We start from the raw sequence: 20158 nt of genomic DNA, 5'->3' as shown, positions 1-20158 counted from the left end.
ACTCACGTGTGGAAAGAGTGGTTCACCATGCTCGAAAACGATCGTCAGGGCCCCTTCGAGGACCGGCTGGGCATCGCCCTGCGCGACGCCGGTGACCGCTTCGAGACCGATCGGGCGGCCCTCGTCACCGCCGGGCGGGCCCGGGGTCGGCGGGCCCTGCTGCGGCGCAGGGCGGCCGTGGTGAGCGGGGTGGCCGCGGTCGCGCTGGCCGGGGTGGGCGGGGTGCTGGTCCTCCCGGCGGACGACCCGGCCGGCCCCGACCGTTCCAGCACGGCCTCCGCCGCCTCCGCCGGCACCGCGACCGCCGCCGCGGCCGTCTTCACCGGCGACGACCTGCTGCGCGAGCTCAAGGGCCTGCTTCCCCGGGGGACGTACGGCGAGGAGTCGGCCCGCGGCTCGGATCACCAGCTGGGCCCGGCCGCGCACCTCGTGTACGACGACGGGGCCGGGGCCGCCGCGATCGGCATGGGCTTCGCGCGGGTGGAGCCGGGGAGCGCCCAGGTGCGGGAGCTGATGGCGTGTCCCGACCGCAACGTCACACCGTACGACGACTGCACCTCCGACCGGCTTCCCGACGGCTCGCTGCTCAAGCTGTACCAGGGCTACGAGTATCCGGACCTGCGCGTGGACACCAAGCTCTGGACCGCCGACCTGGTCACGGCCGAGGGACAGCACGTCAGCGTCCTGGAGTGGAACTCCCCCGCGGAGAAGGACGCGCCGGTCAGTCGTGACGAGCCTCCCCTGTCGACGGAGCGGCTGCGGGCGCTCGTCACCGCCGGGGTGTGGCGCGAGGTGGTCGACGCCATTCCGAAGAGCCCGAAGCCGTCGCGGTCGGCCGCGCCCCGCACCGAGCGGCCCGAGGTCTCCGGGAAGTCGGCCGGCGCCACGCTCTCCGCGCTGCTCCCCGGGAAGCTGGACGTCGTCGCGCACGGCGGGCAGGAGTCGGAGTACGCCTACGTCGTCGTGGACGACGGGCGGGGCCGCAGCCTGGTCCAGATCAACGTGCAGTACGGCATGGGGGACGTCGCCGGGCAGTTGTACGCCGACGGCGAGACCCTGCCCGACGGCACGCGCGTCGCGACCCGGCAGGGGCCCGGCGAGAAGGCCGGTTCCGGCGTGGTGATGTGGACCGTGGACACGCTGCGCCCCGGCCCCGCCGGCTTCCGCGTGGTGATCAGCGCCTTCAACACGGGCGACCAGAACAAGGACGCCACCCGCGACGCCCCCGCCCTGACCATGGAGCAGCTGCGTGGGATCGCGCTCAGCGAGCAGTGGGACGCGCTGCGGTAGGACGCCTCCTCCGCCGGGGACACGTGGCTCCGCGCCGATGCCCCTCCGGCTTCCTGAGCCGGGCCGGAAGTCGCTCAGGGAGTGAAGTCGTCGATCTTCTTGTCCACAGCGCTGATCAGCTCGTCAAGCCCGCTGCCGGTACCGCCGGTGTGGATGTCCAGGAAGAACATCACGCCCTCCCACCGATTTCGCAGTGGCTTCCTTGGTGTACATCTTGTACACATACGATCCGCTGATATACAGGATCGCTTCCCGGGAGTTCTTCTTGTCCCCGTCGTCCAGCTGTACCACCGGACCGTCGCCCGTGGGCGCGACGGTGGCCCGTTGAACGACGTCACGGGGCCGCCCGACCACCTGGGACACGGCCGCGTTGCCGACACTTCGCTGGAGGGCACGCACCGCGCCGAACCCCATGCCGCCAGGCCCTGGGGGACGGACCCCCGGGGAGGGCTCCCTCCTGTCCGACGGTGGTCGAAGGCGAACCACGTCGGCCTCCGCTCCTCGTTCTTTGCGCGCATACGTCCGGCATACCTGAACCGAGTTGCAGCTGCCACGTATTCCAGGGCAGTAGTCCTGCCCCTTGGGGCGCCCGTCCGGGCATGCGGCACCGCCGGTACCTCTACCCGAAGAACTCCGACCACGGCTGGTCCCAGACCTGCTTCACGCACAGGACGAGGAACAGCAGCCCGGCCACGGTGAGCATGCCGTTGCTGAGGCTGCCGTTGCGCCACTCGCGCGGGGTGCGGGAGGAGTTGAGGAGCCACATCAGGGTGAGGGCGAGGAAGGGCATGAAGGCGGCGCCCAGGACGCCGTAGATGATGATCAGGCGGAAGGGCTCGTCCTGGAAGAGCAGGATGATGGGCGGGAAGGTGAGCCACAGCAGGTAGGCGCGGAAGGCCCAGGAGCGTTCGCGGCGGCCCGAGGCCAACTCGTCGCCCCTCGCCTCCCGTTCACCGCGCCGGCGGGCCAGGAAGTCGGCGAACATCAGGCTCACGCCGTGCCAGACGCCGATCAGCGAGGTGAAGGAGGTGGCGAAGAAGCCGATCAGGAAGAGCTTGCCGGTCGCCGTGCCGTACTCCTGCTCCAGGACGTCGCCGAGCTGGATCAGGCCCTTGTCGCCGCTCGCGATCGCGATGTTCGCCGAGTGCAGCAGCTCGGCGCCGACGAGGAGCATCGCGACGACGAAGATGCCGGTCGTGGCGTAGGCGACCCGGTTGTCCAGGCGCATGATCTTCATCCAGCCGGTGTTGGTCCAGCCCTTGGCGTTGACCCAGTAGCCGTACGCGGCCAGCGTGATGGTGCCGCCCACGCCGCCGATCAGGCCCAGGGTGTTGAGGACCGAGTCCTTCTCGTCGGGGAGGACCGGGAGGAGTCCGGCGAAGGCGTCGCCCAGGTTGGGCGTGACGCGGACCGCCAGGTACACCGTCACGACGAACATGACGCCCACCAGGACCGTCATGACCTTCTCGAAGACGTTGTACTTGTTGAACCAGACGAAGACCAGGCCCACCAGGCCGCAGGCGATGCCCCACCATTCGAGGTCCATGACGTCCGGGAAGAGGGCCTGGAGGGGGAGGGCGCTGGACGACATCGCCGCGGCGCCGTAGACGAAGCCCCAGATGACGGCGTAGATCGCGAAGAACCACGTGGTCCAGGGGCCGATGCTCGCCCAGCCGTCGAAGAGGGTGCGGCCGGTGGCGAGGTGCCAGCGGCCGCACGCCTCGGCGAGGGAGATCTTCACGAGGCAGCCGATGACCGCGGCCCACAGCAGGGTGTAACCGAAGTTGCTGCCCGCGATGAGGGTGGCTACGAGGTCGCCGGCGCCCACACCGGTCGCGGCGACGACGATGCCGGGACCGATGTGGCGCCAACTGGACTTACGGGGGGCCTGGTCGGCCCCGACCGATACGCCTGCGTCTGAGGTGTTGCCCGTGGTGTCCGCCATGGAGGTCAAGAAAGCCCATGGCCGCCGGTGCGACAAGAGGGCGTGCACGGATCTTCACCCGAAACGCTTACTCCGCGCGGGCCTTGGCCTCCTCGGCGTCCTTCTCTGCCGCGTCCGCAGTGTCCGCCGTCTCCTCGGCCTCCGCTTCGGCCTCCGCGTCGGCCTCCGCCTCGGTTTCGGCCTGCGCCTCGCCGTCCTCGAAGTACGCGTCCAGGACCTCGTCCAGGGCCGATTCCCACTCGGCGAAACGGCTTCGGGAGGCGGCCTCGATCTCGATCGGGTACCAGCGGCGGTCCGGCGTGTGCACCGTGACCGTGAACCGCTTGCCGAAGCGGCCGGTCTCCGTCTCGACGGCCCCGACCTCGTCCCAGCGGAACTCACAGCCCTGGTCGTCGAGGGAGAGACGTACGCCCCTGCGGTCGGCGACGATCTTGGCGCGGCGGTCGGACGCCTCGAAGACGGGGCCGTCCACGGGGGCGTCGTCCTCCGCCTCCCCGGCGTCCGAGGTGTCCTCGGCGGACGGTTCACCGACGGCCGGGGAGTGCGAGGACTCCGCGGGCTCCGCGTCGGCGTCCTTCTCCGCCTCGTCCTCGTCGCGTCTCACGTCCTCGGGCTCACCGGACACGGGTGCGGTGAGCCCGGGGATGAATGCCGGGTCGAATCCGGCGCCTTCCAGGGGCTGGCTCGTCGATCCTCTGCGCTGCTCCACGCGGGCAGTATGGTCGACGATCCTGTGTCGGACACAGCCAGCCCCAACTTCGTTATCAGACGCCTACACGAGCCGCCTACACGAGCCGCCTACACGAACAGGCTCACCACCGCCGCCACCACGAACCCGGCGACCGACAGGACGCTCTCCAGCACGGTCCACGTCTTGAGCGTGTCCCGCTCGCTGATGCCGAAGTACTTGGCGACCATCCAGAAGCCGCCGTCGTTGACGTGCGAGGCGAAGATGGAGCCCGCGGAGATGGCCATGATGACCAGCGCGACGAAGGCCTGCGAGTGGTCGCCCTCGGCGAGCAGCGGTGCCACGATGCCCGCCGTCGTCACGATGGCCACCGTCGCCGAGCCCTGCGCGACCCGCAGCACCACGGAGATCAGGTAGGCGAGGACGATCACCGGCAGGCCGACGTCGTTGAAGGTGTCGGAGAGGGCCTGGGCGACGCCGCTGGCCTTGAGGACGGCGCCGAAGACCCCGCCCGCGCCGACCACCAGCAGGATGTTGCCGACCGGCTTCAGCGAGGCGGTCGAGACGGTCTCCAGCGACTTGCGGGACCAGCCGCGCCGGATGCCGAGCAGGTAGTAGGCGAGGAGCAGGGCGATGGTCAGGGCGACGAACGGGTTGCCGAAGAACTCGATCACCGAGCGGAGGGTGGACGGGTCCAGGGCGATGGAGGAGAAGGTCGCGGCGAGGATCAGGACCAGCGGGGTGCCGATGATGCCGAGGACCGTGCCGAGCGCGACCGGGGTCTCGGTGGGCGCGACGCCCGCCTTGCGCTGCTCCTCGATGACGGCCTGCTTGGCCTCCTCGGACGCCTCGACCATGTCCTGCGGCACGGGCACGAAGATGCGGCGGCCGATCCAGGCGGAGAACACCCAGGCGGCGAGGACGGCGGGGATGCCGCAGACGATGCCCATGAGGATGATCCAGCCGAGCTTGACGTTCAGCAGTCCGGCGGCGGCCACCGGGCCGGGGTGCGGCGGCAGGAAGGCGTGGGTCATGGAGAGGCCGGCCAGCAGCGGCAGGCAGTAGAGCAGGATCGACTTGCCGGAGCGCTTGGCGGCGGCGTAGACGATGGGCGCGAGGACGAAGATGCCCACGTCGAAGAAGACCGGGATGCCGAAGATCAGGCCGGTGAGGCCCATGGCGAGCGGGGCGCGCTTCTCGCCGAAGAGACCGAGGAGCCGTGAGGCCAGCACCTGGGCGCCGCCGCTGACTTCGAGGATCGCGCCGAGCATGGTGCCCAGGCCGATGATGATGGCGACGTGGCCGAGGATGCCGCCCATGCCGGACTCGATCGTCGAGACGGCGTCCGACTTCTGGACGGTGCCGAAGAGTTCGGTGACCGACAGGCCGGCGAGCAGGCCGACGGCTATGGAGACGGCGAGCAGCGCGACGAAGGGCTGGAGCCGCACCTTGATGATGAGGAAGAGCAGCAGCGCGATGCCGATGGCGGCGACGGTCAGCAGGCCCGCCGTACCGTCGATCAGCGTGAGCAGGCCGCCGGTGTGGGGTGGGGTCTCGGCGGCGGCGAGGGGAATGGCGGAGTAGGACATACGGGGGTCCTCTGGATAAGTACATGGAGCTTTCGGGCAGGGAGGAGCACGGCACGGCGCCCCCGGGGGTGGAGGACGCCGTGCCGTTCACAGACAGTCAGGCAGGCGAGGGGTGGGACGGTCAGCCGAGGACGGCGAGCGCGTCGATCTCGATGAGGAGGCCGGCGGGCAGACCGACGTAGACGGTCGTGCGCGCGGCGGGCGGCTGGGTGAGGCCCTGCTCCTCGAAGTAGGCGTTGTAGATCTCGTTCATCTCGGCGAAGTGGTCCACGTCCGTGAGGTAGACGCGGAGCATCATCACGTCGTCCCAGGAGGCGCCGCCCTCCTCCAGGATCGCCTTGACGTTGGCGAGGGTCTGGAGGGTCTGCTCGCGCAGGGTCGGACCGGCCGGGGTGGGGGCCCTGCCCTCCTCGTGGGGGAGGAAGCCGACCTGGCCGGCGACCTGGAGGATGTTGCCCTTCTTCACGCCGTGGCTGAACTTCGCCGGGGGAACGGTGTGGGTCGCGGGGACGAGAGCGATCTTGTCGGTCATGCGGTGACTTCCTTGACTGGGGTCCTGCCGGAGTACTCGCCGCTGATGGCGTCCGCGGTACGGCGCACCAGCGGGAGCAGGGTGAGGAGTTCGTCGGCGGTGACGACGACGTTCGGCGCGGAGACCGACATGGCGGCGACCACCCGGCCGTCGGCGCCCCGGATGGGCGCGGCGACGCAGTTGATGGACTCCTCGTGGCCACCGAGGTCGGTGGCCCAGCCCTGTTCGCGCACCTTGGCGAGTTCCTTGAGGAACCCGTCGGCGTTCGGTGTCGAACGGGCCGTGTACATGGGGTAGTCGAGCTGCTCGGCCACGGTCCGGCGCTCGTCCTCGGGGAGGTCGGCGAGCAGCAGCTTGGCGACGGCCGCGACGGTGATGGCGACGGGCTTGCCGATCCGGGAGTACATGCGGACCGGGTAGCGGCTCTCGACCTTGTCGATGTAGAGGACCTCGTCCTCCTCGTGGACGGCGAGGTGGACGGTGTGTCCGACCTGTTCGTTGAGGCGTACGAGGTGGGGGTGGGCGATCTCGCGGACGTCGAGGTTCTCCATCGCCTCCTGGGCGAGGGAGATGAGCCGGGCGCCGAGGCGGTAGCGCTGGTCGGACTGCCGGTAGACGAAGCCGTGCTCGTGGAGGGTGCGCAGCAGCCGCAGGGCCGTGGACTTGTGCACGCCCAGGCGCTCGGCGACCCGGCCCAGGTCGGCGGGGCCCTCGGCGAGCAGCGGCAGGATGCTGAGCGCGCGGTCGACGGTCTGGCTCATGGCGTTCGTACCTCCTCGTCGGCCCCTCGGACGTCCTGTGTCCAGCCGGGGCCGAGTCGCAGTCTCCCCCACGCGGTGTCGTCGAGGGCGACAAGGCGGTCGGCGCGGTCGCGGGCGGGGGGTGCGGCGAGGTCGGCGGGGGTGGTGAGGGCCGCGGCGGCCCAGAGGTGGCCGTGGCGCAGGCGCTCGCGTACGGGTTTCTCGCGCAGGGTGGCGGAGAGGAACCCGGCGGCGAAGGCGTCGCCCGCGCCGACGGCGGCGACGACGTCGACGTGCAGGGCGGGCACGGAGGTGACGTCGGCGCCGTGGAAGGCGGTGGCGCCGCTCGCGCCCTGTTTGACGACGAGCAGCTCCGGCTCGGGCAGCGCGGCGCGGACCGCCTCGGGTCCGCCGAGACCCCAGGCGTCCCGTGCCTCGTCGTCGCCGACGAAGACGAGGTCGGCGCCGCGGGCCAGTTCCAGGAGCACCTCGGGGCCGTGTCCGTGACCGGCGTCGCGCCACAGGCCCGGGCGGTGGTTGACGTCGAAGGAGACGAGGGGCCGGCCGGGGCGGCGGGCGGTCAGCTCGCGCATCAGGCCGAGGCAGTCGGCGGAGAGCGCGGGGGTGATGCCGGACACGTGCAGGACGCGGCCGGAGCGGATCGCGTCGAGGTCCATGGTGTCGACGGACATCGCGGACGCGGCCGAGCCCGCCCGGTAGTAGGCCACCTCGTGGGCGTCGGTGGCGCGGTCGCCCGCGGTGCGGAAGTAGACGCCGGTGGGGCGGGCGGGGTCGCGGCGTACGGCGGAGACGTCGACGCCGTAGGCGCCGATCGCCTCGACCAGGTGGTCGCCGAAGCCGTCGGCGCCGATCCGGCCGACCCAGCGGGCGGAGTGCCCGGCGGCGGCGAGCACGCAGGCCACGTTGGACTCGGCGCCGCCGATGGCGCGGTCGAAGGAGGGGACGTCGGCGAGGCGCCCGGGGCGGGAGGGCAGGAAGGTGACCATGGACTCGCCGAGCGCGACGACGTCCACGACGTCGGGGGCGGTGCTGGTTCGTCCGATGGCGGTCACGATGGTGGGGGCTCCTCGTCGCGTCTCGTGGGGGGCGGCTCCGTTGACCGCGCGTTCGCCGAGATGTTAGACAGCAGTAAGCGATATACGCAATGGTCGTTGCAGACATTGCAACGCATCAGATCAGGGAGGCTCCATGGCCCTCGACTCCGGCCCCACCGACGGCCGCGACGCTCTCGCCAGGCTGGCCGGGGAGCACGTCGACCACCGCTTCAAGGGCCTCCCGCCGGACGCGTACGGTCTGACCCTCGCCGAGCTGGCCGGACAGCGCCGCAACCTCTTCACCGGCGGCTTCACCACCCCGGTCCTGGCGCTGTCCGCCGAGCGGCTGGAGCACAACCTGAAGCTGATGGAGATGTACTCCGCCCGGCACGGCCTCGCCTTCGCGCCGCACGGCAAGACCTCCATGGCGCCGCAGCTCTTCCACCGCCAGCTCGAGCACGGTGCCTGGGGCATCACCCTCGCCGTGCCGCACCAGGTACGGGTGGCGCGGGCGTTCGGCATCCAGCGGGTCTTCCTGGCCAACGAACTGGTCGACGCCGCCGCCCTGCGTTGGATCTCCGCCGAGCTGGACGCCGACCCGGAGTTCCGTTTCGTCTGCTACGTCGACTCCGTGCGCGGCGTCGGGCTGATGGACGCGGCCCTGTCCGGGGCGGGGGCCCGCCGCCCGGTGGACGTCGTGGTCGAGCTGGGCGCCGGTGAGGGGGCCCGGACCGGTGTGCGCACCGAGGCCGGGTGCGCGGCGGTCGCCGACGCGGTGGCGGGTACCCGGACGCTTCGGCTGGCCGGGGTCGCCGGGTACGAGGGCGAGGTGCCGGACGCCGACCCGGAGCGCGTGCACGCCTGGCTGCGGCGGCTGGTCGCGCTGGCCGCCGACTTCGACAAGGCCGGGCGGTTCGCCGGGACCGGCCTCGACGAGATCGTGCTGAGCGCGGGCGGCAGCGCCTGGTTCGACGCGGTGGCCGACGTGTTCGCCGAGGTCCCCGACCTCTCGCTGCCCGTGCTGAAGCTGCTGCGCTCGGGCGCGTACGTCTCCCACGACGACGGCCACTACCGCGAGCTGACGCCCTTCAACCGGGTCCCCGAGGAGGGCGCCCTGGAGCCCGCCTTCCGGCTGTGGAGCCAGGTCGTCTCCCGCCCCTCCCCCGAGCAGGCGTTCACCAACGCGGGCAAGCGGGACGCGGCGTACGACCTCCACCTGCCCTTCGCCCAGGTGGTGCGCCCCTCGGACGGCGGCCCGGAGCGCCCGGCGACCGGCATCGAGGTGACCGGTCTGTCCGACCAGCACGCGTGGGTGCGCACGACCGGGGAGGCGGACCTGGAGGTCGGTGACTGGCTCGGGACCGGCCTGTCCCACCCGTGCACCTCCTTCGACAAGTGGCAGCTCATCCCGGTCGCCGAGGCGGACGGGACGGTCGTCGACTACATCCGCACGTTCTTCTAGAAGACCGGGTAGAGGATCCGAGCAGCGGATCCAGGAGGAGTCAGGCATGGAAGAGCTGGTCATCAGGGACGCCGACGTCGTGGACGGCTCCGGCGGCGACTCCTACCGCGCCGACGTCGTGGTCGACGGCGGCCGGATCGTCTCGATCGTCAAGGAGGCGGCGGCCGCCGGCTGCCAGCGCCCCAAGGCGCGCCGGGAACTGGACGCCGAGGGCCTGGTCCTGGCCCCCGGCTTCATCGACATGCACGCCCACAGCGACCTGGCGCTGCTGCGGGACCCGGACCACAGCGCCAAGGCCGCCCAGGGCGTCACCCTGGAGGTCATCGGCCAGGACGGGCTGTCCTACGCGCCGGCCGACGACCGCACCCTCGGCGAGGTGCGCCGGGCGATCGCCGGGTGGAACGGCCACGGGGACGACGTCGACTTCGACTGGCGGTCGGTCGGCGAGTACCTGGACCGGCTCGACCGGGGCATCGCGGTCAACGCCGCGTACCTGATCCCGCAGGGCACGGTGCGCGCCCTCGCCGTCGGCTGGGACGACCGGGAGGCGACCGAGGCGGAGCTGGAGCACATGCGGCGCCTGGTCGCCGAGGGCCTGGAGCAGGGCGCGGTCGGCATGTCCTCGGGACTGACCTACACGCCCGGCATGTACGCCAAGGACGCCGAGCTGACCGAGCTGTGCCGGGTGGTGGCGTCGTACGGCGGCTACTACTGCCCGCACCACCGCTCGTACGGGGCGGGCGCCCTGAAGGCGTACGAGGAGATGGTGGAGCTGACCCGGGAGGCGGGCTGCCCGCTGCACCTGGCGCACGCCACCATGAACTTCGGCGTGAACAAGGGCAGGGCGCCCGAGCTGCTGACCCTGCTCGACGAGGCACTCGCGGGCGGCGCCGACATCACCCTCGACACCTACCCGTACACGCCCGGCTGCACCACCCTCGTGGCACTGCTGCCGAGCTGGGCCAGCGAGGGCGGCCCGGAGCAGATCCTGAAGCGGCTGGCGGACGACGACACCGCCGAGCGGATCCGGCACCACATGGAGGAGATCGGCTCCGACGGCTCCCACGGTGTGCCCATGGAGTGGGAGACGATCGAGATCTCCGGCACGGGCGACCCAACGCTCGCCGAGTACGTCGGCCGGACGGTGCTGGAGTCGGCGCGGCTGCGCGGCGAGAGCCCCTGGGCGGTGGCCCGGCACCTGCTGCTCGCCGACCGGCTGGCGCCGACCATCCTCCAGCACGTCGGCCACGAGGAGAACGTCCGCGCGATCATGCGGCACCGGGTCCACACCGGCGGCTCGGACGGCATCCTCCAGGGCGCCAAGCCGCACCCGCGCGCGTACGGCACGTTTCCGCACTACCTGGGCCACTACGTGCGCGAGCTGGGGGTGCTCACGCTGGAGGAGTGCGTCGCCCACCTCACCTCGCGCCCGGCGGCCCGGCTGCGGCTCCCCGACCGGGGCCTGGTCCGCGAGGGGTACCGGGCCGACCTGGTGCTCTTCGACCCGGCGACGGTGGCCGCGGGCAGTTCGTTCGAGGACCCGCGGGTGCTGCCCACGGGCATCCCGTACGTCCTGGTCGACGGGCGTTTCGTGATGGAGGACGGGCGGCGCACCGACGTGCTGGCCGGGCGGTCGGTGCGCCGGGTTCCGCGCTGAGCCCGGGCCGGTCCGGCTGGAGCCGCCGGACCGGCCCGATGCCCTGTCGTCAGGGCTTGGGCAGGACGCAGCCGCTGCGCGAGAGGTCCAGCTTGTTGTCGAGGCCGAAGCAGCCGGGGATCCGATAGGTCTGCTGGCCGTAGTTGATGCCCTCGCGGACCGTCACGGTGCCGTCCTCGGCGACCTCGCAGGGGTTGTTGTCGGTGCAGCGCCCGCCGTCCTCGTTGCCCGTGTTGTTGACGGCGACGACCTCGCCGGTCGCGTTGTCGACGACGGGCGATCCCGAGGTGCCGCCGATGGTCTGGCAGGCGGAGGTGTAGCGGACCGAGTCCTTCCAGGTCCACTCCCCCTCCTTCAGGCGGTACGCGAACCCGTCGACGTCGCAGGCGTAGGTGCGCTTCCAGTAGCCGGAGACGACGGTGATCGCGGTGCCGGCCGTGGGACGGGTGTCGTCGAGGGTGAGCGGGCTGATCCCGTAGGAGCCGCGGATCTGGGCGTACGTGCTGGTGAGCTGGTAGAGCGAGACGTCGGTGTCGGTCATCGTCGCGTAGGCGATCTTGCTGGCCCGCAGGGTGCCGACGCGGGTGCCGGAGGCGTTGAGCAGCCCGAAGCTGCGACTGGAGGGCTGGTCCACGACGACCTCGCCGGCTGCCGGGAAGCCGGTCTCCAGACAGTGGCCGTTGGACATGACCAGCGCCGGGTCGTCGTCCTCGGAGGCGGGCAGGCGCACGACCGAGCCGGAGCAGTTGCTGAGCGCGACGGTGCCGGCGAAGGACACGGCGCGGGCGGTGGGAGCCGCGGATGAGGCGGGAGCCGCGGGTGACGCGGCCGCCGGTGCCACGCCGACCCCGGTGACGGCCAGGGTGGCGAGCGCGGCAAGGAGAGGCTTGTTCATGTGGGGGTCCCCTCTATGGAGGGCACCGGCCGGAGATCGTCCGGGCGGCGCCGAATTGTCATGGGCATTCTCATGACAGAGGGGGGTGTGGACAAGGGCCGGTAACCGGCCGCCAGTTGGCGCGAACCGGCCCACCGGGCACCGTCACGAGCGGCCGCGACCACCCGTACGGGCGCGTCTCACGTGGTGGAAGACACGGCCCATGGGCCGTAACCGGGTCGTAAGCTCGCGGACATGCAGGTGATCCAGTCGACCAAGCTCGCCAACGTCTGTTACGAGATCCGGGGCCCGGTGCTCGAGGAGGCGATGCGGCTGGAGGCGGCCGGGCACCGCATCCTGAAGCTGAACACCGGGAATCCGGCGGCCTTCGGCTTCGAGTGCCCGCCGGAGATCCTGGAGGACATCCTCCGCAACGTCTCCACGGCGCACGGCTACGGCGACGCGAAGGGCCTGCTGGCGGCGCGCCGGGCGGTCGTCATGCACGACCAGACCCTCGGCATCGAGACGGACGTCGAGCACGTCTTCATCGGCAACGGCGTCTCCGAGCTGATCGTGATGGCGATGCAGGGCCTGCTCGACGACGGCGACGAGGTCCTCGTCCCGGCCCCCGACTACCCCCTGTGGACCGCCGCCGTCTCGCTCTCCGGCGGCACGGCGGTGCACTACCGCTGCGACGAGCAGTCCGACTGGATGCCCGACCTCGCGGACGTGGAGCGGAAGATCACCGACCGCACCAAGGCGCTGGTGATCATCAACCCGAACAACCCGACGGGCGCGGTCTACGACGACGCGATGCTGCGCGGACTGACGGACATCGCGCGCCGGCACAACCTGCTGGTCTGCTCCGACGAGATCTACGACAAGATCCTCTACGACGACGCCACGCACACCCCGACCGCCGCGATCGCCCCGGACCTGCTGACCCTCACCTTCAACGGCATGTCGAAGGCGTACCGGGTGGCCGGCTACCGGGTCGGCTGGATGTCGATCTCCGGGCCGCGCGCGCACGCCGAGTCCTACATCGAGGGCCTGACGGTCCTGGCGAACATGCGCCTGTGCGCCAACATGCCGGGCCAGCACGGCGTGGTCGCGGCGCTCAGCGGGCGGCAGACCATCAACGAGCTGGTGCTGCCGGGCGGCCGGCTGCGCGAGCAGCGGGACGCCGCCCACGAGGCGCTGACCAGCATTCCCGGCGTGACCTGCGTGAAGCCGAAGGGCGCCCTGTACCTCTTCCCGCGGCTCGACCCCAAGGTCTTCAAGATCAAGGACGATCGGCGGATGGTCCTGGACCTGCTGCGCCAGGAGAAGATCATGGTCGTCCAGGGCACCGGCTTCAACTGGCCCGAGCCCGACCACTTCCGGGTGGTGACCCTGCCGACGGCCGCGGACCTGCGCGAGGCGGTGGGCCGGATCGGGAACTTCCTGGACGGGTACGGCCAGCACTGAGCATCCCGGCCGAGTATCCCGAACACCGTCAACTTTAGATTGGATCTAATGTAGGATGGTTTCCTGAAGCACTCAGGAGGCCATCCATGTACGAGCCGATCCGCAGCAAGTCGGTCCACAGCACGATGGCCGGCCCCACCACGGACTTCCCCCGCCGGTCCCGGGACGAGGAGCTGGACATCCAGCTCGCGGGACACCTCGCGGCGCTGCTCGCGGTCACCGACGAACTGCGCGCGCTGGCACCCGACACCGGCCTGGACGCCGCCGCCGAGCGGCTCGCCGAGCAGGTGACCCGGCTGCGGGGAGGTGAGGCGCCGGTCCGGCCGAAGGTCGCCGCCACCCGCCAGGAGCCGCGTCCGGCGGCCCTGCACCGGCGGGCGCACACCCTGGCGGCCCGTGCCCTGGTGGTCGCGGCCTCCCGCGCCGACACGGCGGTCGCCATCCTGACCGCCGAGCGCATGGACGCGCACTCCGCGACCCTGGAGCCGCGACCGCTGGCGTCCCGCTGAGCCCTCCCGGGCCCCCGAACGGCCCCGGTCCGCGCGCACCCGCAGCGACGCGCGGACCGGGTGCCACACACCCGCGCCCGTCCGCCCGCCGGATCAGCCGAAGAGCACCGTCAGGACGACGAAGCCCAGGAGGATCACGAGGACGATCGCCCACACGGGCCAGGTACCGCGGCCGTCCGGATCCTCCGGGCCGCCACCGCGCGGGCGGTCCTCCTTCAGCTGCGGGTCGGGGTCCCGCGGCCGGTCCCGCGTGTAGAAGTCATCACCGTCTGCCATGGCGGATCCCTCTCCCTTTCCCTGTTCTCCGCGGTCGCCCTCCTCCGAGTTCTCCGCGGCCGCGTTCCTCCGAGTACCGCGCGAAGGGCGGCGCATGCTTGACGCCCGCCGGGGCGTTGTCGGTGGCCGCGCCTAGGATCGCCTCGCGTCAAGGTGATCAGGGGCGTCGGCGGCCCCCGGCGGTCGGCCGGCCCACCGAACGAGTGGACGGAGAGCGCCGATGTCCTCGATGCACGACGGTCTGGAGGGGCTGCTGTCGGCCGTTCACCGGCTGACCGCGCAGCGCACCGGCACGCCGGTCTGCGGAACGACCGGGCACGGCGCGGGGCACGTGTGCCTGGTGCCGCCCGAGTGGGCCGCCCTCCCCGGCATCGAGGAAGCGATCGCCTCGCGGTTCGGGGAGCCGCTCCGCCTCGTCACCGGCGGCACCGCGGAGGCGGCGGGCGCGGCGGCCGGGCTGCCGCTGCTCACGCCGTTCGGGGAGCGGGTCGTCGAGATGCGGGCGTGGGCGTACGGGGACCGGTGGATCGGCTGCGGCACGGCGGGCACCGGGGACGCGGACGGTGACGTCCGGCCCGTGGTGCTCGTCGCCGAGCGGGAGGACCCGGCCGCGGGAGCGGGCCCGCCCGCGACCTGGGTGGACGGGATCGTCACCGTCACCGGGTGGGAGACGGCGCGGGCGCGCGCGGTCGACTGGCCGGCGGTGGAGGGACGGCTCGGGACGCCGCTGCCCGGCGACTACAAGCGGCTCGTCGAGATCTTCGGCGGCGCGGGAGCCTTCGACGGCTACCTGCAACTCGAGGTCCCCGACGCGCACGACCGGAGCTCGGACCTCGTCCGGCACACCGAGTGGCTCGGGGAGTGGGCCCGCACGCACGACAGCCGCCTGTGGGAGCCGTACCCGGTGTATCCGGCGCCCGGCGGGCTGCTTCAGTGGGCGAGCACCGAGCAGGCGGACGAGTTCTACTGGCTCACCGGGGACCCCGACCCGGACAGGTGGCCCGTACTGGCGAAGGAGGAGGTCCCCGACTCCTGGGAGCGGTTCGAGGGCACGACCGGGGAGTTCGTCCACCGCATGCTCACCGAGCCGGACCACCCGTTCTCCACGGCCCGCTGGTTCGACGTCCACTGGTACCAGGACTACGGACCGGCGGCCTCGGACGGCGGCGGGGACTGAGGGCACCATCGCCACCGTCCGCGCCGTGCCGGGCGGGCGGGCGGAGTGGGCGGTTCCCGTTGCATACCGGTATGACGCGGTCACCTCCCGTTCACCGGGACCCGCCAGGAACGTCTGATTCCGGGAGCACGCTCGGCACGTGAGACGAATCGCTGGAATCGTCCTCGCGGTCCTGCTGATCGGCGGCGTGGTGGCCGCCGCCGTCACGGGCCGGGACAACGAGGAGACAGGCGCGGCAACGAAGACCGTGCGCATGGTCATCGGGTCGGAGAAGGCGCAGTTCTTCGCCGACCCCGAAGTGGTGAAGGCCCTCGCCGCCAGGGGCTACACCGTGCGGGCCGAGACCTCCGGGTCCTGGGCCATGGAGGAGCTGGACCTCAAGGGCTACGACCTCGCCTTCCCGTCCAGCCAGGCCCCGGCCGACGAACTCGCCGACACCTACGGGGTGCGAAAGCCGCTGCCCCGGCCCTTCTACTCGCCGCTGGTCGTGGTGGCCCACCGCTCCACGGCCGCGGTCCTCGCGGCGAACGGGCTCGCGACGCTGGAGCGCAGCCGGGGCGGCACCCTCAGGATGGACGCCTACCTCGACGCGGCCCGCGCGGGCCGCACCTGGCAGCAGCTGGAGGGCGCCGACCGGCACACCGAGCTGACCGGGACGCTGTACGTCGCGACCACGGACCCGGAGACCTCCAACTCCGGCGCGCTCTACCTGGCCGCCGTCTCCTACGTCGCGAACGGCGACCGCGTGGTGTCGAACGACGCCGACCTGGACCGTACGGCGCCCCTGCTGCGCGAGCTGGTCCAGGCGCAGGGCGCCCAGAAGTCCAGCTCGGACGCCACGTTCCGGGACTTCACCAGCGGCGTCGGCGAACCGCTGGTGCTGGCCTACGAGTCACAGGTGGCCGCACTGCTCGGGGAGGGCGGGGACGCCGTCTCTGACCTGGTCGTCCTGTACCCGGACACCACCGCCACCAGCGACCACACCGTCGTACCGCTCACCGACGCGGGCCGGGAGCTGGGCGAACTCCTCTCCACCGACCCGGAGCTGCGGCGACTGGCCGTGCGGCACGGGTTCCGGCCGCAGGGCGCGTCCGCCGAGTTCACCCGGGCCACCGAGGCCCACACCGCGTATCTCAACCAGCGTCTCACCGGCGTCCGGCAGGCGCCGGTGCCCACGTCCGGGGTGCTGCGCGAGATGGCCGTCAGGGCACGCCGATGACGGCCCGCGACCACCGGCCGACCCGGCCACCGGCGGACCGGACCGGACCGGCAGCGGAACACCAGCGGACCACAGGGGGAATCGGCCACGTGAACGGCACCGACCACGACCTCACACTCACCCTCACCCCGCCCGAGCCCGTCGCCCCCGTACCGAGGGAGCGGGCCGGGGGCCTCGTGCCCGTCGACGAGGCGGCCCGCGCCGACCTGGCCCGCAAGGCCGCCGCCTACGTGGACGGACTCGCCGCGCTCGACGCCCGCTCGCCCGAGTTCGCCGGCAAGGTCGGCGAGATCACCGGCCTCGGCGCCGCCGAGATGCGCACCGCGGCCGCGCAGTCCAACCGCATGCTGGAACGGACGGTGCGCAGCCTGCCCGACAAGGGCGGCGACGCCCAGACCCGGGTGGCGGGCTCCCTGGTGGAGCTGCGGCGCGTGGTCGAGGACCTGGACCCGCGCGACCTGCCCGCGTCGAAGGGCCGCAGGCTCCTGTCGCGGCTGCCCGGCGGCAACCGGCTGCGCGACCACGTCGCCAAGTACGCCTCCGCCCAGGGCACCCTCAACCGGATCGTCGGCTCGCTGCGCGGCGGCCAGGACGAACTGCGGCGCGACAACGCGGCGTTGCAGACCGAGCGGGTCCGCCTGTGGGAGACCATGGGCAAGCTCCAGGAGTACGTCGTGCTCACCGAGGCCCTCGACGCGGCGGTGCAGGAGCACGTCGCCGGGGTCGAGCCGGGCGACCCGCAGGCCGCCGACGCCCTGCGCGCCGACGTCCTCTTCCCGGTCCGGCAGAAGCACCAGGACCTGCTCACCCAGCTCGCGGTGTGCGCCCAGGGCTACCTCGCGATGGACGTCGTGCGCCGCAACAACGAGGAGCTGGTCAAGGACGTCGACCGGGCGGCCACGACCACCGTGTCGGCCCTGCGGATCTCCGTGATGCTGGCCACCGCGCTGGACCACCAGAAGAAGGTGGTCGAGCAGGTCGACGCGTTGCGCGGGACGACGGAGGACCTGATCCGGGGCAACGCGGAGATGCTCGCCACCCAGACCGGTGACATACAGCGCATCGCCGCAGACCCCGCGGTGGGCGCGGAGACCCTGCGCGCCGCCTTCCAGCAGATCTACCGCACCCTCGACACCATCGACTCCTACAAGGCCCAGGCGACGGAGGCGATGGCGGCGACCGTGGAGTCCCTGACCGGTGAACTCAGGCACGCGAACGCGTACCTGGAGCGCAGCCGTTCACGGAGCGCCCTGGACACCTCCCGGGACGGGGGCCTCGCATGAGACACGGCCGTCGCACGAGACGCGCCCTCGCCGTCTGCCTCACCGCGCTCGCCCTCCTCACCGCCTGCACCACGCAGAAGGACGGGGACGGGTCGGGCGGTGTGCCGACTCCCGGGGTTCCGGGCAGCGCCGAGCCCGGCACCCTGCGCGTCCTGGCCTCCAGCGAGCTGAGCGACATGAAGCCGGTGCTCGACCGGGTCCGGGAGGACACCGGCCTCACCGTCCGGCTCACCCCCATCGGCACCCTCGACGCCGTGGACATGCTGGCGAAGGGCACGACGGACGGGCAGTACGACGCCGTGTGGCTGTCCTCCAACGACTCGCTGCGGCTGCGCCCGGAGGCGGCGGGGCGGATCGTCTCCGAGACGCCGGTGATGGCCAGCCCGGTCGCCGTCGGCGTCAAGGACGCCACCGCCCGGCGGCTGGGCTGGCGGCCCGGATCGGTCACCTGGTCCCAGGTCGAGCAGGCCGTCGCCGACGGGAAGCTCACCTACGGCATGACCGACCCGGCCCGCTCCAACTCCGGCTTCGCCACCCTCGTCTCGGTCGCCTCCGCGCTGTCCGGCGCCCAGTCCGCGCTCACCGACGCCGACGTGGCGAAGGCGACGCCCAGGCTGCGGGAGTTCTTCACCGGGCAGAAGCTGACCTCGGGTTCGTCCGGCTGGCTGGCGACCGCCTACCAGCGGCGCGGGAACGTGGACGCGCTGCTGAACTACGAGTCCGTCCTCATGGGCATTCCGGGCCTCACCGTGATCCGCCCCACCGACGGCGTCCTCACCGCCGACTACCCGCTCTCCACCCTCGCGGCGACGGACGACGCGACCCGCGACGACGTCCGCCGCCTCGCCGAGGCACTGCGCACGCCGGAGATCCAGCGGGAGATCACCCGCACCACGCACCGCCGCCCGGTCCTCACCTCCGTACCGCCCGCCACCGGCCTGGACACGAGCCGCCGGCGCGAACTGCCCTCGCCGGGCTCGCGCTCCGTCGCCGACGGCCTGCTCGACGCGTACGAGAACGACCTGCGCCGACCGTCCCGCACGGTGTACGTCCTCGACACGTCCGGCTCGATGGCGGGTGAGCGGCTGGCGCGGCTGAAGACCGCCCTCACCGCCCTCACCGGGGACTTCCGCGACCGTGAGGAGGTGACGCTGATGCCGTTCGGGTCGCGGGTGAAGCGGGTGGCGACCCATGTGGTGGACCCCGCCGACCCCGGCTCCGGCCTGGAGGGCATCCGCCGGGACACCGCGCGCCTGACCGCCGAGGGCGACACCGCGCTCTACACCTCGCTGGAGAAGGCGTACGGCCATCTCGGCGGCGGGCGGGACGCGTTCACGTCGATCGTGCTGATGACGGACGGCGAGAACACCACCGGTACCGACGCGGCCGGCTTCGACCGCTTCTACGGCTCGCTGAGCGAGGAGCGACAGGAGATCCCGGTGTTCCCGATCCTGTTCGGCGACTCCGACCGCGCGGAGCTGACGCACATCGCCGAACTCACCGGCGGCCGGCTCTTCGACGCGCAAAAGGGGTCCCTGGACGGCGCCTTCGAGGAGATCCGTGGCTACCAGTAGGGGCGGCGGCCGGGTCGCCGCGTACCTGGAGTCCCGCAAGAATTTGACCGGCAGTGCCTGCGGGCTGGCGGGCGTGGTGCTGACCTTCACGGGCGTGGCGGGACCGTACTGGCCGGTGGTCGTCGCGGGACTGTACGGCGCCGGTGCGCTGCTCGCCCCGCCGGAGCGGCCCGCGCCGCCCGGCTTCCCGGACCCGTCGGCCCAGCTGGAGGGGGTGCGCGGCGACTTCGGACGGCTGCGCGGCTATCTGGCGGACGTGGAGCTGCCGCCGGACACCGGGGAGCGGCTGGCCGAGCTGACCGGGCTGCTGGCCGCGCTGCTGGAGCCCGGCTGGGTCGCCGAGGTGCTGGCGGCCGACCCGGACGGTCTGTACACGGTGTCCCGGGCGGTGCGGCAGGACGTGCCGGAGGCGGTGGACGCCTATGTGCGGACCCGCTGGTGGACGCGGATGGCGCCGGGGCAGGAGCCGCCGGAGCGGCACCTGGAGCGGCAGTTGACGCTGCTGCGGGAGGAGGCGGAGCGGCTGACGGACCGGCTGCGGGACGCCGAGGTCCGGCGCCAGGAGTCGCACACGCGGTACCTCGTGGACCGCTCGGAGGACTGACCGGCACACCGAGGGACCGGGCCCGTCGCACACCGAGGGACCGGGCCCGTCGTACGCCGAAGGGCCGGGTCCGTCGCACGCCGTTGTGCGGGGACCCGGCCCGAGCGGGGCTTCCCCGCGCTCCGGGGTGCGGAGAGCTACTGGAGCGCGGGCAAACCCCCTCGTGACCGGCCTTCGTGACGACTTCGCGGGTCAGGGCTAGTCGGACCGGCCACGG

General features: G+C 72.3%; 18 protein-coding genes. 10 read left to right on the top strand and 8 right to left on the bottom strand.

The features are described 5' to 3' along the window. Positions 1–27: 27 nt before the first annotated feature. Positions 28–1290, top strand: a complete 1263-nt coding sequence (locus C4J65_RS22095; RefSeq protein WP_115743949.1) for a hypothetical protein — start codon at positions 28–30, stop codon at positions 1288–1290. A gap of 619 nt (positions 1291–1909) precedes the next feature. Here C4J65_RS22095 and C4J65_RS22090 read toward each other — a convergent pair. The 6 genes from C4J65_RS22090 to C4J65_RS22065 all read right to left on the bottom strand — a co-directional run bounded on the left by C4J65_RS22090 (position 1910) and on the right by C4J65_RS22065 (position 7857). Further along, the gene (locus C4J65_RS22090; RefSeq protein ID WP_162833283.1) at positions 1910–3235 is read right to left on the bottom strand and encodes an Nramp family divalent metal transporter; all 1326 of its coding nucleotides are present in this window, start codon (positions 3233–3235) and stop codon (positions 1910–1912) included. Positions 3236–3302: 67 nt separating this feature from the next. Then, on the bottom strand, positions 3303–3944 hold the full coding sequence (locus tag C4J65_RS22085; RefSeq protein ID WP_115743947.1) for a hypothetical protein: 642 nt from the start codon (positions 3942–3944) through the stop codon (positions 3303–3305). An 89-nt stretch (positions 3945–4033) separates the two neighbouring features. Beyond that, on the bottom strand, positions 4034–5512 hold the full coding sequence (locus C4J65_RS22080) for a gluconate:H+ symporter (RefSeq protein ID WP_115743946.1): 1479 nt from the start codon (positions 5510–5512) through the stop codon (positions 4034–4036). Between the two features lie 121 nt (positions 5513–5633). Continuing rightward, positions 5634–6044 carry a RidA family protein gene (locus tag C4J65_RS22075; RefSeq protein ID WP_115743945.1) on the bottom strand — a complete coding sequence of 137 codons (411 nt, stop codon included), beginning with the start codon at positions 6042–6044 and terminating at the stop codon, positions 5634–5636. Then, entirely contained in the window at positions 6041–6805 is a 765-nt protein-coding gene (locus C4J65_RS22070) for an IclR family transcriptional regulator (RefSeq protein ID WP_115743944.1), read from the bottom strand. The genes C4J65_RS22075 and C4J65_RS22070 overlap by 4 nt, the downstream gene beginning before the upstream one ends. Further along, a complete protein-coding gene (locus C4J65_RS22065) occupies positions 6802–7857 on the bottom strand; it encodes a sugar kinase (RefSeq protein WP_115743943.1) in 1056 nt (351 codons plus the stop codon). The genes C4J65_RS22070 and C4J65_RS22065 overlap by 4 nt, the downstream gene beginning before the upstream one ends. 136 nt (positions 7858–7993) lie before the next feature. On the opposite strand from C4J65_RS22065, the gene C4J65_RS22060 reads away from it, so the two are divergent. Together C4J65_RS22060 and C4J65_RS22055 are read left to right on the top strand one after the other, a co-directional pair. After that, the gene (locus C4J65_RS22060; RefSeq protein WP_115743942.1) at positions 7994–9301 is read left to right on the top strand and encodes an amino acid deaminase; all 1308 of its coding nucleotides are present in this window, start codon (positions 7994–7996) and stop codon (positions 9299–9301) included. A 46-nt stretch (positions 9302–9347) separates the two neighbouring features. After that, complete coding sequence (locus C4J65_RS22055; protein ID WP_115743941.1) at positions 9348–10958, top strand: D-aminoacylase; 1611 nt, start codon at positions 9348–9350, stop codon at positions 10956–10958. 49 nt (positions 10959–11007) lie between these two features. On the opposite strand, the gene C4J65_RS22050 is transcribed toward C4J65_RS22055, so the two are convergent. Continuing rightward, positions 11008–11853 (bottom strand): serine protease, encoded by an 846-nt coding sequence (locus C4J65_RS22050; protein ID WP_115743940.1) that lies wholly within the window; start codon positions 11851–11853, stop codon positions 11008–11010. A gap of 234 nt (positions 11854–12087) precedes the next feature. Between C4J65_RS22050 and C4J65_RS22045 the strand changes: the two genes are divergently transcribed. Continuing rightward, positions 12088–13299: a pyridoxal phosphate-dependent aminotransferase gene (locus C4J65_RS22045; protein ID WP_115743939.1), complete on the top strand. Its 1212-nt coding sequence runs from the start codon at positions 12088–12090 to the stop codon at positions 13297–13299. Between the two features lie 86 nt (positions 13300–13385). Then, a complete protein-coding gene (locus C4J65_RS22040; protein WP_115743938.1) occupies positions 13386–13808 on the top strand; it encodes a hypothetical protein in 423 nt (140 codons plus the stop codon). A gap of 93 nt (positions 13809–13901) precedes the next feature. Here the strand turns inward: C4J65_RS22040 and C4J65_RS22035 are convergent, their stop codons facing one another. Beyond that, positions 13902–14084, bottom strand: coding sequence for a hypothetical protein (locus C4J65_RS22035; RefSeq protein WP_115743937.1), 183 nt, complete (start codon positions 14082–14084; stop codon positions 13902–13904). Between the two features lie 220 nt (positions 14085–14304). Here C4J65_RS22035 and C4J65_RS22030 point away from each other — a divergent pair, with 220 nt between their 5' ends. From C4J65_RS22030 to C4J65_RS22010, 5 genes are all read left to right on the top strand, one after another. Further along, on the top strand, positions 14305–15261 hold the full coding sequence (locus C4J65_RS22030; protein WP_115743936.1) for a hypothetical protein: 957 nt from the start codon (positions 14305–14307) through the stop codon (positions 15259–15261). A 139-nt stretch (positions 15262–15400) separates the two neighbouring features. Next, positions 15401–16480, top strand: coding sequence for a substrate-binding domain-containing protein (locus C4J65_RS22025; RefSeq protein ID WP_115743935.1), 1080 nt, complete (start codon positions 15401–15403; stop codon positions 16478–16480). Positions 16481–16560: 80 nt separating this feature from the next. Next, complete coding sequence (locus C4J65_RS22020; RefSeq protein WP_240330642.1) at positions 16561–17763, top strand: toxic anion resistance protein; 1203 nt, start codon at positions 16561–16563, stop codon at positions 17761–17763. Continuing rightward, complete coding sequence (locus C4J65_RS22015) at positions 17760–19337, top strand: VWA domain-containing protein (RefSeq protein WP_115743933.1); 1578 nt, start codon at positions 17760–17762, stop codon at positions 19335–19337. Before C4J65_RS22020 ends, C4J65_RS22015 begins: the two co-directional genes overlap by 4 nt. Further along, positions 19324–19941: a hypothetical protein gene (locus C4J65_RS22010; RefSeq protein ID WP_205351048.1), complete on the top strand. Its 618-nt coding sequence runs from the start codon at positions 19324–19326 to the stop codon at positions 19939–19941. The genes C4J65_RS22015 and C4J65_RS22010 overlap by 14 nt, the downstream gene beginning before the upstream one ends. Positions 19942–20158: the final 217 nt, after the last annotated feature.

Origin of the sequence: Streptomyces sp. CB09001 (genome assembly GCF_003369795.1) — a bacterium.
Classification (GTDB): Bacteria; Actinomycetota; Actinomycetes; order Streptomycetales; family Streptomycetaceae; genus Streptomyces.
Note: the sequence above shows the minus strand (reverse complement) of the source record. Positions and strands in the feature narration are given on the sequence as shown.